The sequence below is a fragment of the Protofrankia coriariae genome (assembly GCF_001017755.1).
Classification (GTDB): domain Bacteria; phylum Actinomycetota; class Actinomycetes; order Frankiales; family Frankiaceae; genus Protofrankia; species Protofrankia coriariae.
The window spans coordinates 2,867-15,569 of record NZ_JWIO01000003.1 but is presented as its reverse complement, the minus strand read 5'-3'; the positions used below and the strand labels follow the sequence as shown (position 1 = coordinate 15,569).

The 12,703-nt window shown below is 70.4% G+C and carries 14 protein-coding genes; 4 read left to right on the top strand and 10 right to left on the bottom strand.

What is annotated here, in order from left to right:
• The 4 genes from lysA to FrCorBMG51_RS30375 form a co-directional block, all read right to left on the bottom strand.
• Window positions 1–1,347, bottom strand: a 1,347-nt coding sequence (lysA, locus tag FrCorBMG51_RS02455; RefSeq protein WP_235433250.1) for a diaminopimelate decarboxylase, incomplete at its 3' end; no start/stop codon positions are given.
• Window positions 1,348–1,689: 342 nt separating this feature from the next.
• Complete coding sequence (locus tag FrCorBMG51_RS02450; RefSeq protein WP_047221519.1) at window positions 1,690–3,072, bottom strand: LLM class flavin-dependent oxidoreductase; 1,383 nt, start codon at window positions 3,070–3,072, stop codon at window positions 1,690–1,692.
• A 622-nt stretch (window positions 3,073–3,694) separates the two neighbouring features.
• Window positions 3,695–4,063 (bottom strand): hypothetical protein, encoded by a 369-nt coding sequence (locus FrCorBMG51_RS02440; RefSeq protein WP_047221517.1) that lies wholly within the window; start codon window positions 4,061–4,063, stop codon window positions 3,695–3,697.
• An 83-nt stretch (window positions 4,064–4,146) separates the two neighbouring features.
• Window positions 4,147–4,578 (bottom strand): PASTA domain-containing protein, encoded by a 432-nt coding sequence (locus tag FrCorBMG51_RS30375; RefSeq protein WP_047221516.1) that lies wholly within the window; start codon window positions 4,576–4,578, stop codon window positions 4,147–4,149.
• Between the two features lie 1,267 nt (window positions 4,579–5,845).
• Here FrCorBMG51_RS30375 and FrCorBMG51_RS34375 point away from each other — a divergent pair.
• The 4 genes from FrCorBMG51_RS34375 (at window position 5,846) to FrCorBMG51_RS02420 (ending at window position 8,249) form a co-directional block, all read left to right on the top strand.
• Window positions 5,846–6,109, top strand: a complete 264-nt coding sequence (locus FrCorBMG51_RS34375) for a TroA family protein (protein WP_200902308.1) — start codon at window positions 5,846–5,848, stop codon at window positions 6,107–6,109.
• 116 nt (window positions 6,110–6,225) lie between these two features.
• The gene (locus tag FrCorBMG51_RS34370) at window positions 6,226–6,507 is read left to right on the top strand and encodes a TroA family protein (RefSeq protein ID WP_200902307.1); all 282 of its coding nucleotides are present in this window, start codon (window positions 6,226–6,228) and stop codon (window positions 6,505–6,507) included.
• Entirely contained in the window at window positions 6,508–7,695 is a 1,188-nt protein-coding gene (locus FrCorBMG51_RS02425) for a FecCD family ABC transporter permease (protein ID WP_083730863.1), read from the top strand. It abuts the gene before it with no gap.
• Complete coding sequence (locus FrCorBMG51_RS02420; RefSeq protein ID WP_047221515.1) at window positions 7,692–8,249, top strand: ABC transporter ATP-binding protein; 558 nt, start codon at window positions 7,692–7,694, stop codon at window positions 8,247–8,249. The genes FrCorBMG51_RS02425 and FrCorBMG51_RS02420 overlap by 4 nt, the downstream gene beginning before the upstream one ends.
• 132 nt (window positions 8,250–8,381) lie before the next feature.
• Here the strand turns inward: FrCorBMG51_RS02420 and FrCorBMG51_RS02415 are convergent, their stop codons facing one another.
• From FrCorBMG51_RS02415 to FrCorBMG51_RS02390, 6 genes are all read right to left on the bottom strand, one after another.
• On the bottom strand, window positions 8,382–8,960 hold the full coding sequence (locus FrCorBMG51_RS02415) for a carbonic anhydrase (RefSeq protein ID WP_047221514.1): 579 nt from the start codon (window positions 8,958–8,960) through the stop codon (window positions 8,382–8,384).
• Between the two features lie 86 nt (window positions 8,961–9,046).
• A complete protein-coding gene (locus tag FrCorBMG51_RS02410; RefSeq protein ID WP_047221513.1) occupies window positions 9,047–10,066 on the bottom strand; it encodes an aromatic/alkene monooxygenase hydroxylase subunit beta in 1,020 nt (339 codons plus the stop codon).
• Window positions 10,063–10,371, bottom strand: coding sequence for an MmoB/DmpM family protein (locus FrCorBMG51_RS02405; protein ID WP_200902306.1), 309 nt, complete (start codon window positions 10,369–10,371; stop codon window positions 10,063–10,065). Before FrCorBMG51_RS02405 ends, FrCorBMG51_RS02410 begins: the two co-directional genes overlap by 4 nt.
• An 11-nt stretch (window positions 10,372–10,382) precedes the next feature.
• Entirely contained in the window at window positions 10,383–10,730 is a 348-nt protein-coding gene (locus tag FrCorBMG51_RS02400) for a Rieske 2Fe-2S domain-containing protein (protein WP_047221511.1), read from the bottom strand.
• Window positions 10,723–10,971: a toluene-4-monooxygenase system B family protein gene (locus FrCorBMG51_RS02395; protein WP_047221510.1), complete on the bottom strand. Its 249-nt coding sequence runs from the start codon at window positions 10,969–10,971 to the stop codon at window positions 10,723–10,725. Before FrCorBMG51_RS02395 ends, FrCorBMG51_RS02400 begins: the two co-directional genes overlap by 8 nt.
• A 14-nt stretch (window positions 10,972–10,985) precedes the next feature.
• On the bottom strand, window positions 10,986–12,476 hold the full coding sequence (locus FrCorBMG51_RS02390) for a ferritin family protein (RefSeq protein ID WP_047221509.1): 1,491 nt from the start codon (window positions 12,474–12,476) through the stop codon (window positions 10,986–10,988).
• Between the last annotated feature and the right edge of the window lie 227 nt (window positions 12,477–12,703).

Below are 12,703 nucleotides of genomic sequence, written 5' to 3'. Positions count from 1 at the left end.
TCCGGCCGAGGCCAAGCCGGTGGGCCCGGTCTCCAGCCCGCTCTCCGCGCCGGCATCCAGCTCCGCCGAGACGAGGTCCTCGTAGGTCTCACGTCGCCGGATCAGCCGGACGTCCCCGCCGTCGACCAGCACCTCCGCGGGGCGGGGCAGGCCGTTGTAGTGGCTGGCCATCGTCATGCCGTAGGCGCCGGCGGTGAAGACGGCCAGCACGTCTCCGGCCCGCAGCGAGGGGAGGAGCCGGTCCTTCGCGAGGTAGTCGCTGGACTCGCACAGCGGGCCCGCGACGTCGTAGCGCGTCAGGCCCGGCAGGTCGTGCTCGCCGGTACGGCTCACCGGTGACACGCCGTCCCGCGGCCGGGCCGGCCACAGGAAGTGGAACGTGTCGTAGAAGGCGGTCCGGATCAGGTGGCTCATCCCGGTGTCGGTGATCACGACGTTCCGCGAGCCGGAGGTCTTCAGGTAGCGCACGCTGGCCAGCAGCACGCCGGCGTTGGCCGCGATCGAACGGCCGGGCTCCATGACGACCATGCCGCCGGCGGCCACGAAGGAGCGCAGCTTCGGCACGATCACGGCGGCGAAGTCCGACCAGCCCGGGACGCCGGCCCCCTCGTAGTCCGCGGGGAAACCACCACCGATGTTGATCGTCGGGACGGGGGCGCCGTCGGCGGTCAGCTTCTCCGCCAGGGTCAGCACCTTGTCCACGGCGTCGCCGTAGGCCCGCGGGTCGAAGATCGGGGAGCCGATGTGGAAGTGCAGGCCCGCCGGCCGCAGCCAGCGGTCGTCCACGGCCAGCCGGTACACCTCGTGCACCTGGTCGAGGTCGATCCCGAACTTGCCGCCGCGGCGCCCGGTCGTGGTCTTGGCCGGGGTGCGGGAGTCGACCGCGACGTCCGGGTTGACCCGCACGGCCGCCCCCACCGGGAGTTGGCAGTCGGCCGCCGCCCGGGCGAGGGCGCGCATCTCACTCTCGGACTCCACGTTGACGCAGCGGATGCCGGAGCGCACCGCGTACCGCAGCTCCTCGTCGGACTTGCCCACACCGGCGAAGACGATCCGCTGCGCGGGCACCCCGGCCAGCAGCGCCCGGTATAGTTCGCCGCCGCTGACCACGTCCACGCCCGCGCCCGCCGCCGCGAGGTTGCGCAGCAGGTGGATGTTGCTCAGCGCCTTGGCCGAGAAGCAGATCAGCGGCGCGAGGTCAGCGAACGCGTCCGCGACCTGCCGCAGGTGGGTGACGAGAGTGCCGTGCGAGTACACGTAGACCGGCGTGCCGAAACGGGCCGCGATCTCCTCCACGGCGACGTCCTCCACGTACAGCACGCCGTCCCGGTACGTGAAACGATCCAATGCCTTCTCCCGGATGATGAGTCACGCACCATGGCGATCGTCGCGAGCTGGGGTGGGTGCCTGTCGCACCACCCCGGACGGCCGGGATCATGCGGGCAGGTGACGGCCCTGAACCTCCGGTTCGCGGCTGCGCCGACAGACACGCTCCCACTCCCGCCCGCCGTCGACGAGCCGGTCACCCGTCGTCGACAAGCAGGTGGAGGTGCTCGGGCGAGGTGAATCAGGTTCACCGTCCGACGTACCCGCGACCCGGGGCGCAGGTTCAGCGCCAACCCGCACAGAATACTGAAGCTGCCCCGATCTGACGCATCCCCGGGCTTTGGCGGCTGTGTGAGCGCTGGATCAGCGCGTGGCCGCGACCAGGCCGGGGGAGGCGGGCGCATAGCGGCTCGGCGCTCTGGGCAGGCCGAGATGGCTGCGCAGCGTGACGCCCTCGTAGGCGGTGCGGAACAGGCCGCGCCGCCGTAGTTCGGGCACGACATGGTCCACGAACAGCTCGAGCCCGGACGGGTAGGCGTCCATGTTCAGGTTGAACCCGTCGGCCGCCCGGCCGCGGAACCACCGCTCCATGTTGTCGGCGATCTGCTCGGGTGTGCCGACGACGAGCCGGTGTCCGCCGAACGGGTTACGGCCCAGCAACTGTCGCACGGTCAGGTTCTCCCGGCGCGCCTCACGCAGGATGTTTTCGACGAAACCGCTCGTTATCCCGGCGCCGCCCTGCCCGTCGATGTCGTCGGGCAGCGGCCGGTCGAGAGTGAGCCGCTGTGGGTCGACGTTCAGGCGCTCGGCGAGCAGGGCGACCTGAACGTCGAGGTCCAGCAGGGCGTCCATCTCCTCCCTGCGCCGCCGCGCCTCGGCCTGCGTGCTGCCGACCACCGTGTAGAGCCCGGGCAGGATCACCAGCGAGTCCGGGTCACGGCCGTTCGCCGCGGCCAGCCCCTTCAGCTGCGCGTAGAACGCCTGCGCCTCGGTGCAGGTGCGCTGGACGGTGAACAGCGCGTCCGCCCAGCGCGCGCCGAGCCGCCGGCTCGGCCCGGAGTCGCCGGCCTGCACGATCATCGGGCGTCCCTGCGGGGCACGCGGCACGTTCAGCGGCCCGCGGACCCGGAACGCCGGACCGACATGGTCGATGCGGTGCACCCGCGCCGGGTCGGCGTAACGGCCGGTGACCGGGTCGGCCAGCAGCGCCTCGTCCTCGAAGCTGTCCCAGAGCTTCACGACGACGTCGACGAACTCCTCGGCCCGCGCGTAGCGCTCGGCATGGCCGGGCATGCGCGGATGGCCGAAGTTGGCCGCGGCGTCGTCGCTCTGGCTGGTCACGATGTTCCAGGCGGCCCGTCCCCCGCTGACGTGGTCGAGGGTGGCGAACCTGCGGGCTACCTCGTAGGGCTCGTTGAACGTCGTCGACGCCGTCGCCACCAGGCCCACCCGTTCGGTCGCCCGGGCCATCGCCGCGAGCAGGACCACAGGGTCCAGCGAGTGCCAGGGGCGGCGGTCGAAGTCGGCCGCGAGCTGGGGCCCGTCGGCGAAGAAGACCGCGTCGAACGTGCCCCGTTCGGCGATCCGCGCGATCTCGCAGAACGCGTCGACGTCGTCCACGGAACGTGGGTTGTCCGACAGCCGCCAGGCGGCGTCGTGCCGGCCCGAGGCCAGCACGTTCGCGTTGAGGTGCAGCTGCCGTACGGGCTTGTGTCCGGTGGTCGGTTGCGCTGCGCTCTGCGTCATCGCTGGTGCGTCCTCTCGGGGCGGCGGTACGGGCCGGGCCGTGCCGGGCCGGGCGTCGGAGAGCCAGAAATCGGAGAGTCAGAAAAAGGCCGCGTCGGGCAGCGGGGTTCCGTTTATCTCGTGGTCACCGATCCACCTGGCCTTGTAGGTGCGCGGGTTGTGTGACGCGAGCGTGCGGATGTTGCGCCAGTGCCGGTCGATCTGGGTGACGTCGGCGGGCCGCGGTCGCCCCNNGCGGGCCGCGGTCGCCCCGCCGACGTCGAATACCGCCGAGGCGGCCCGCTGCCCGGTCTCGTCGACGACGACCTTCGCCTTCGCGGCCCGCAGCGCCGCGCGCAGCGCCAGCTCGCGGTCGGCCCTGCCGGCGAGGACCACCTCGGTCGAGGTACGGGATGGGCGGACTGCCGTCGCGCGGGCGCCGCCATCGGCCTCTTTGCCGCCGCTGTTGTGACGCGAGCATGACGCGTGTCACAAATATTTGTTCATCCGATAGACACAAGAGCGCAACACAACCGCCGGTGCCTACGGCCCCACCGAGGTCACGGTCAACGCGGTGATCTGGCGGTACGACCCCGGCGACCCGGCCGCTGCCCATCGGCCGGCCCGACCCGAACGTGCGGGCCTACGTTCTCGACGGCGGTCTGCTGCCGGCCGGCGCCGGGGCGACCGGTGAGCTGCACCTGGGCGGGCCGAGGTCGCCGCCGCGCGACACGGCCCGCGGCCGGTGCTGCTCGGCTTCGACGCGGACCTGGTCGCCACGCTCACCCAGGCCGCCGCACGCCGCGGGTTGACACCCACCCAGGCGGGCGGTCGTGCCGAGCGCGCCAGGCGCCGCTGTGACGTAGCCGGTGCTGGTCCCGGGCGTTCCGGCGTCCTGTAGGAGATTCACGGCAACGGTGAGCAGGGGTGAGATACGTCCGGACAAGGCGGAGAACTCCGCGGAGGAGAGCGCCGAGAAGGTGAACGCGTCGCTGCTGCGCGTCGCGTTCACGCCAGTCCTGGAAGGATTGCGCCGGATCAGGACAACCAGCGGATGGTCAGGCCCTCTCCCACGCCACTAACGGCGAATTTAGGTCAGAGGCATCCTGGGTCGAGCCGTACCTGAGAACCCGGCCGGGCGAAGGAACCGCCCCGCGGGACCATCGTAGCGACCACGCCGTTGTCACCCGACACGCAACCGCCGTTTCCGGCCACCGGAGTCCAGCCCGTCCTCCTGAGATGGTCCAGAGCATTGTCCATCCGCCAGCCCACCACATTGCTTATCGAGACGCAGCCGAGGATATGGATGTGCATACCGACTCGCGCTGTAACGGCAGTGATGACGCCGGCCGCTGGAGTCTGGCTGTTGACCACGTCGTGCAGTCCGCTGGTGCTGCATCCTTCGGAGAACGAGATGTTGTAAAACCCGGCCTGATGCAGGATGGCCGTCGCCTCCGACCGGGTCGCACCATACAGATTTGGCACGGTGGCCTGGGCCGCTGGCAGCGTGGTCGTCGAGTGGACCACTGGTACCGGAGGCGGCGCCACTGGCGGTGCGGTCGTCGAGTGGGCTACCGGTGCCGGACCGGATGCCGGAGGCGGCGCCGGCGCGGGCGGGATCCCCGGGGCCAGGGAGTGCCCAGACGACGGAGCAGGGAGTTTCGTGAAGAAGGAGGGAGGCGTGTCGCCGGTGGGGGATGCGGGTCTCGGGATGGTCGTCGGAAGACCATCCGGGATATCAGAGGTCAGTGTTGGCGTCGCCGAAAGACCATGCCCTCGCTGCTGAGCCCCGGCTTCCTGCGCTAGTGCTGAGGCGGGCTGGGACGGCGACGGAGAAGTTACACTGCCGCCTCCGGTGGAGGGCACTATGCCGCCACAACCTACCACTGCGACGACGGCCGCCGCGGCGAGCACGACGACGGGAATCCATTGCGGACGAGACACATTGCCCCTTCAGCGTGCCGGAAGACCAGTCGGTTCCTCAGGCATGAGTGTCCTGGAATAATACGGAAACGGCCTTTGCCATCCCCAGAGCCCCCTGTGGACCCGCGGTAGCACCGCCTGGCCGGGCGGTTCGACCTTGCCGCTGGCGGCAGGGTCGAACGACGGCCACATGAGCGTCAGCACCAGCGGCACGCCGTGGCATGGCCTCGATGCGTGCGGTTTCACCTCAACCCGTGCGGGTCTCATCGCGCTGTGAGCAACGAATCATGGCGAACGGGGTGAAGCGGCAGGTTCCCGCGCGGGTCTGATGCTCGCGGGAACCGTGGGCGTCTCGCGGCCGACTACCTGGGACGGGTCCGCAACGGCGGGCTTACACGGACACGATTCCCGGGAGAGCCTGCATGCGTCCTCGCCTGTTGTGTGGTCTTGCGGCCGCGGTGGCCCTGTTGGCCGCTGCCTGCGGCGGCGGGGACTCCGGGGGCGGGGGTCCCGCTCCCGCGCCGGCTGTCGGGCCGTCCCTGGCCGGCTCCGGTTTTCCGGTGAAAGTCGCCGACTGCGACGGCGTCGAGACCACCTTCGACTCCGCCCCGCAGAAGATCGTCACCAGCAATGCCTCCAGCCTGGAGACCCTGTTCTGGCTGGGTGCCGGTGACCGGGTGATCGGCACCGGTTTCCCGCCCGGCAGGGGCACCGTGCCGGAGCGGTTCGCCGAGCAGATCGCGAAGGTGCCGGTGCTGGGCGAAGGGGTGATCGCCAAGGAGAAGCTGCTCGGGTCCGGCGCCCAGCTCTACATCGACACCTTCGGCCCGCCGGCCGGCGNNCCTTCGGCCCGCCGGCCGGCGCGGGCGGCATGAGCGGCATGGGGGACGTGGCCAGCCCGCGGGAGTTCGCCGCCGTCGGGATCAAGCACATCTACCTGCACTCGACGGCCTGCGCGGCGACGCTGGCGCACCCGCAGAACGACCTGTCGGAGGTCGAGGCGGACATCACCCGGCTCGGCGCCGTCACCGGGACCTCCGCCCGCGCCCAGGAACTGGTCGCCGACATGGAGCGGAAGACCGGCGCGGTGCGCTCGGCGATCGCCGACGTCGCGCCGGACCGGCGTCCCACATAATTTCTTCCTCGACTACGACGCCGGCACCGCGCAGCCGATGGCGATCTGCAACAGGCAGGTCGGCAACGCGGTGATCACCCAGGCCGGGGCGCGCAACATCTTCGCCGACTGTGACGGTGACTTCAGACCGGTCGGCTGGGAGGACGTGGTCTCCCGCAACCCCGACTGGATTCAGCTCGGCGTGCGCAACCAGGGCAGCCCCGGAGGCCGACGACAAAGCGTTCGACGCCGCGGCGCAGTTCCTGCGTACCTTCCCGGCCACCAGCGGTCTGACCGCGGTCAGGGAGGGCCGCTTCCTGCGCGTCGGCTCGGAGCAGACCACCATCGCCGGAGTGCGCAACGCCGACGCGGTGCAGCAGATCGCCGCTGCCCTCTACCCCGGCCGGGTCAGGCGGTAGATGCCGATCATCGCGTTCCTCCGCGGGGACGGCGGCTCCTCCGGCTCCGCGGGCGCCGCGGACAGCGCGGACACGGACCGGCCGGACCAGGGCTCGGGCACCACGGGCCGCCCGGATCGGTCCCCGGACCCCACGGCCCGGTCGGTCCGGCATCCGGGCGGCGGCGCGCGGGCCGGCTGGGTGGCCGCCGGGCTGGGCGTGGCGCTGGTCGCCGCGCTGACCCTGGCCGTCTCCCTCGGCTCCACCGATGTGCCGATGGGCGAGGTGTGGTCCGTCGTGGGCCGTCACCTCACCGGACGCCCGGCGCCACCGGGCCCCCAGGATCTGATCGTGTGGCAGCTGCGGGTGCCCCGCGCGCTGCTCGCGGCCGTGGTCGGCGCCGGTCTCGGCCTCGTCGGCACGGCGGTGCAGGCCCTGGTGCGCAACCCGCTGGCCGACCCCTACCTGCTGGGTGTCTCCTCCGGCGCCTCGCTCGGCGCGGTCGCCGCGATAGTGCTCGGCGTGGGCGCGGGCGTGGGTGGCCTGCCGCGGATCGGTGTCTCCACCGCCGCCTTCGCCGGCGCGTTGGCGTCGTTCGCCCTGGTGTGGGCGCTGGCCCGGCGCGGCGGCGGCTTCTCGCCGCTACGGCCGGTGCTTGCGGGTGTGGGCATCGGCCAGTTCCTGTCCGGTTTCACCAGCTACCTGGTGCTGCGGACGGGGGACGAGCAGCAGACCCGCGGTGTGCTCTTCTGGCTGATGGGCAGCCTCGGCGGCGCCCAGTGGGGCACGCTCGCGATACCCACCGTCACGGTGGCGTCCGGGCTGGTCGTTCTGCAGGCCCGCGCCCGCGCTCTCAACGCGCTGCTCATGGGGGACGAGACAGCGGCCGGCCTCGGGGTGGACGTCACCCGGTTGCGCCGCGAGCTGTTCGTCGTGACCAGCGTGCTCACGGGCGTGCTGGTGGCGGTCTCCGGCGCCATCGGCTTCGTCGGGCTCATGATCCCGCACGCCTGCCGGCTGGTGGTCGGCGGCGACCATCGCCGGCTGCTGCCGGTGGCGGCCCTGGCCGGGGCGGTGCTGCTGGTCGCGGTGGACATCGCCGCCCGCACCGCGCTGGACACCCAGGAGCTGCCGGTCGGCGTGGTCACGTCGCTGATCGGCGCCCCCGCCCTGCTGTACCTGCTCGACCGGCGGCTGGGACGCACGTGAGGATCGCCATCGAGGATCTTTCCGTCGTGCTCGCCGGCCGTGCCGTGGTGGCCGGTGTCCACCTGGTGGCCGGCGAGGGTGAGATCGCCGGCCTGGTGGGGCCCAACGGCAGCGGCAGGTCCACCGTGCTGCGTACCGTCTACCGGCACCTGCGGCCGCGGGCGGGGCGGGTGCTGCTGGCCCGCGCGCTCGCCCAGCAGCCGGACGTGCTGGTGCTCGACGAGCCCACCAACCATCTCGACGTGCGCCACCAGGTGGAGTTGCTCGCCCTGCTGCGTGCCCAGCGCCGCACCACCCTGCTGGCGCTGCACGACCTCAACGCCGCCGCCGCGGTGTGCGACCGGCTGCACGTGCTCCAGCACGGCACGATCGTCGCCTCCGGCGCGCCTCAGCAGGTGCTCACCCCCGCCCTGCTGGCAGCGGTCTTCGGGGTACGGGCCGCGGTCGTGGAACATCCCCTCACCGGCGACGCCCTGATCGCCTACGACCACCACACCCCAGCGGCCACACCCAACCAGCGCCAACAGCTCCCCGAAGCCGTCGGCGAAACCTGACCGCGCGGGACGTGCTCTCAGCGCGAATGCCGGTGGTTCCGGGGATGCCCCGGAACCACCCCCTCACAGGGCCATTCACGGAAAGAGAAAACTGTGCTGACGGACTGTGCCGCCTGGCCGACCCTGGTCGGCTTATGACGCTCGGCCGACTTCGGTGGCGGTCGGGACCTCGAGGAGCAGGCCGCTCTTGACGTCGTAGATGTACCCGTAGATCGGGATGCGCGCGGGGACGAGCGGGTGGTTGCGGACCCGGCGGACGTCCTCGGTGACGCTCGTGGCCTGGTCGGAGATCGTCAGCCAGTCGATGTAGTCGCCCTCGCGGGCGCCCGGGCCGGTGCCGACGTCGTAGAAGCCCTGGTCACCGAGGGCGGCGGTCTCCAGGCTGTTGGCGAGCAGGCCGCGGATCACCTCGTCGGTGAAGAACTCCATCCCGCAGTCGCTGTGGTGGATGATGAACCACTCCCTGGTGCCCAGCAGCTTGTACGAGATCACGAACGAGCGGATCGCGTCGTCGCTGGCGCGCCCGCCGGCGTTGCGGATCACGTGGGCGTCGCCCTCGCGCAGCCCGGCGTACTTGGCCGGGTCCAGCCGGGCGTCCATGCAGGTGAGGATGGCGAAGCCCCGGGCCGGCGGCAGGGCCAGCTCGCTCCTGTCACCGAACGAGGCAGCGTACTCTGCGTTGGCTGCGATGACTTCGGGCAGAACGGACATCTACAACGCTCCTTTGACGTGGTGACTGATCTGTCAGCTCTACGCGGTCGGAAGGAATCTCTGTAGGAACCTCTGTGCGGACGGGACTACGTGGCCGGAACCGCCGTGAGCCAGCTGTTACGGAACTGTGTGGTCGCCTGGTCCACGGTCTGCCGCACGGACGCGGCGTCCGCCGGCGCGGGTGCCGCACCGAACGTGCCGGCCAGGGCGTCGATGGCGCGCGTGACGCGCGGCTGCCACCTGCTCTCCCAGCCGAGGATGTGCTCGCGGTTGCCCGGCCGGGCGGCGAGGATGTAGCGGGCGAGGGCGCCGGTCCAGTCCTGGCCGCGCCCGCTGTCGACGCCGGACTCGTGCAGCAGCTGCGCGGTCAGCTCGTCCCTGTTGGCGGTCGCGAGCGCGGCGAAGGCCTGCTTGAACAGGGCGTCGAAGGCCGGCTTGACGACGAGGTCGAGGGCGGTGAACGCCTCAGCCCAGTCGTAGGCCAGCAGCAGGTTCTCCAGCAGTTCGCGGGCCGGCTGCCAGGCCGGATCCTGCTCCCAGACGCGGCGCGCGACCGTGCTGTCGGCGAGGTCCGGGCCGTGCGAGAGCGACAGCGACTTCGCCCGGTAGGCGATCCACTGCAGCGCGCGCAGTTCGTCGGCGGCCTGGAAGAAGGACGCGTTCGTGATGGCCGCGCTCGGCGCCAGCTGGCCGACGTACAGGCTGGTGATCTGCAGGACGTGCAGCGCGAACCGGGCGGGCAGGTAGACGCGGCCCAGGACGGCGACCCAGGCCGGGTCGAGCCCGGCGTCGTGGTCGAGGGCCTCGAAGCGGTCGACGACGCGTTCGGCGTAGATCTCGCGGTCGTGCTGGAGGGCGATGTAACGCCGATAGTTGAGCTGGGCGGGGTCGGAGAACTCCTCCCAGCTGTCGGCCTGGACCGGTGAGCCCTCACGGTGCCTGAGGTACCACTGGTTGATCGGGCTGTCCGGGTCGAGGTCGAACGGTGCGGGCTGCCTGCCGAAGTGGTAGTGGAACTTTTTGGTGACGATCTCGTATTCGTTGAGCCGGCGCCGCCCGGCGTCGGCGATGCTCCACGTGCGCAGTGAGCGCGTCGGGCCGGTCATCGGTCCTCCCGGGCCAGGTACCAGGTCAGTTCGTCGTCGCCGGTGTACTTCATCCGGCCCGCGAAGCCCGCGATGGCGGGTTCCAGCGACGGCAGGTCGATGGGCCGTCCGAGCGCCTCGGACAGGCTGGCCCGGGTGACCCGCAGGAAGCGCTGGGCGTGGATGCGTACGTACCCGGTGTTGTCGTCGACGAACAGCTCCGAGCCGGGGTTGTCCTTCTCCAGCGCGGTCTGCAGCGCGTCGACGATGTCCGGGTCGAAGCCCCGTACCACGGGGCCGACCAGGTAGTCCGGTCTGTCGGTCAACGGATGCCTCCTCAACCTCGGCAGCGGTTGTAGTGGGGCCGACCGTCGGTCGGCACCGATACGGCGATCTGCTCTCCGGACAGCCGGACCGGGTACTCGTAGAGCCGGCAGTTCGACGGGTTGACCCCCTCGCCGGTGCGCAGGTCGAACTCCCACAGGTGGCCGGTGCAGGTCAGCACGTCCCCGTCGAGGTCGCCGCCCGCGAGCGAGTACTCCGAGTGCGGGCAGATCCCCTGGTAGGCGCGTACCTGCCGGCCGGGCAGGTGCGCGAGCAGGATGGTGTCCGGGCCGACGGCGACCTCCGCGACATCGCCTTCCCAGAGATCGTCGAGGGTGGCCACGTCGTGCCAGTCACTCATCGAAGAAGACCTCGACGTGGTCGTAAGGGGAGACGCCGGTCCTGCCGATGATCTCGTCCGGGTCCAGGACCCGGCCGCCCAGCCGCACCCGGATCGGAGCGGTACGGGCGGCCACTCGCCGCCCCACCGCGTGGTGAGCGATCTTCTGCCCGACGGCCTCGGCCGTGTCCTCGTCGTCGACCACGACGCCCACCGTGGTGACGTCGCCGAGGAAGGTCCCGCTGAGCGGCAGCAGTGCCATGTCTCCTCCTTCGGTCAGTGCTTGCCGTTGGCCCAGGCGTAGTTGTCGGCGTCGACACCGTGTTCGGCCTCGGACAGGCCCATGTAGGCGAGGACGCCGCCGATGTTCGGCGGGTTGATGTCCCCGGTCCACAGCCGGTCGGTGATCGACTTGTGGCCGGCGAACCGCTCCGGCCGCCGAGTAAAGATCCACCTGCAGGGCTCGGAGCAGAACTGGTAGACGCGCCCGTTGTGTACGTGCCGGAGCGGGGCGGGGTCGGTGTGCGCGCCGGCCAGCACGCCAGCGGCGCGGACGATCGGTAGCTGGCAGAGGTTGCAGGCGACCGGCAGCGTCTCCGGGAAAGTCTCGGCGAGATTGCCCGTGCGGACGTTCTCGGTGAGCACGTCCCAGTGCTTTCCGAAGGCGCGGTTCCAGCCGGGGTACTTCTCCTCCAGCCACTGCCGTTCCTTCGGCGAGACGCCGGCGTCGGAGTTCCACCAGACGCTGGGCCGGTAGTTCCAGACGACGGTGTGGATCGCGTGGTGGTACCAGTCCAGTTCGTTGATGAACTCGTCCCAGTACCAGGGGAAGTCCAGGCCATAGTCGCGGAACTGGTCGGCGAACTGCTTGACGACCCAGTCCTGGATGAACTCCTTGAAGCTCATCTTCCGGCTGTCCAGCGGGGTGTAATAGTCCATTGACAGGCCGGTGAGCAGGGCGAACGCGCGCCAGGCCCGCCAGAACATGTGGTCGACCAGGAACTGGCCGTATTCTTTGTGGCCGTTGTCGATGAGCACCTTGATGGTGGGCTCGCCCTGTTGCGCGTGGCGCGCCTCGTCCGTCTGGATGCTCGAGATCAGTGAGCCGAACTCCAGGTCGCCGACGTCGATGGCGTCCGCGGCCATGCCGAGGAACTGCAGGTTCGTAAAACCGGTCTCCAGCGTGAAGGTGAGCTGGATCGCGACGGACAGCGCGTCGTTGGCGACGAACATGTCGTCGAAGAGGTGCCGTACGGCCAGGGTGATCCAGTTGTTGGTGTGGAACGCCTTCAGTGCCCAGTCGCCGCGCGGCTCCTTGCCGAGCAGGCCGTACGGGAAGAACGTCTGGATCTGGCCGTGCCTTACCTCGTCCAGCGTGCCGAACGTCGCGGTGTTGCGCCAGGCTGCGGCGCGCCCGAACCGGCCCATGCGGGCCTCGCCGAAGGACGCCAGGTACTCCGGCATCGCGATCGCGCCGTAGTGCGCGACGACCACGGACTTCCAGCCCGGATCGAGTTGGTCGAACAGCTTCGAGCGGCCGACGGCGTTCTTCAGCGAGTAGGTGGTGGTGTCCTTGGTGACCTGGTTGTGGACGTATTCGCGGTAACTGATCTTGTAGGGCTCGTCCCAGGCCAGCCACGCCTCGGGCGGGACACGACCGGTGCCCGACAGTTCTTCGGGGAACACGTCGGCCTCGTTGACGTAGCCGAACGTCCAGTTCATGTCGCGTGCCAGGTCGTACCAGTCACTGCGGGAGAGCTTGGGCATCGGGAGATCTCCTTCGCTGCCGGAATGCTCACGTTTGTCTACGCGGTCAGTAGACAAGGTGTACAAGCGACTGTCAAGGACTCCTAAGAATTATTCGCGGCATGTACGTGGACGGGACTTGTCAGCATCGTCGAGAGGGAATCTTGAAGAAACCGCTGACCGGTCGGTTCCGTGTCACCGGCCGACTGCCCGTCGGCCGGCTGCCGCACCGGCTGGAACGCCGGCTG

What these genes read in the sequence shown, in the direction of transcription:
- FrCorBMG51_RS02400 (WP_047221511.1), bottom strand. Translation starts at nt 10,730, where the DNA reads ATGAGTGACTGGCACGACGTGGCCACCCTCGACGATCTCTGGGAAGGC.
- FrCorBMG51_RS02395 (WP_047221510.1), bottom strand. Translation starts at nt 10,971, where the DNA reads ATGGCACTGCTGCCGCTCAGCGGGACCTTCCTCGGCGACGTCACCACG.
- FrCorBMG51_RS34375 (WP_200902308.1), top strand. Translation starts at nt 5,846, where the DNA reads ATGAGCGGCATGGGGGACGTGGCCAGCCCGCGGGAGTTCGCCGCCGTC.
- FrCorBMG51_RS02415 (WP_047221514.1), bottom strand. Translation starts at nt 8,960, where the DNA reads ATGTCCGTTCTGCCCGAAGTCATCGCAGCCAACGCAGAGTACGCTGCC.
- FrCorBMG51_RS02425 (WP_083730863.1), top strand. Translation starts at nt 6,508, where the DNA reads ATGCCGATCATCGCGTTCCTCCGCGGGGACGGCGGCTCCTCCGGCTCC.
- FrCorBMG51_RS02410 (WP_047221513.1), bottom strand. Translation starts at nt 10,066, where the DNA reads ATGACCGGCCCGACGCGCTCACTGCGCACGTGGAGCATCGCCGACGCC.
- FrCorBMG51_RS02450 (WP_047221519.1), bottom strand. Translation starts at nt 3,072, where the DNA reads ATGACGCAGAGCGCAGCGCAACCGACCACCGGACACAAGCCCGTACGG.
- FrCorBMG51_RS02390 (WP_047221509.1), bottom strand. Translation starts at nt 12,476, where the DNA reads ATGCCCAAGCTCTCCCGCAGTGACTGGTACGACCTGGCACGCGACATG.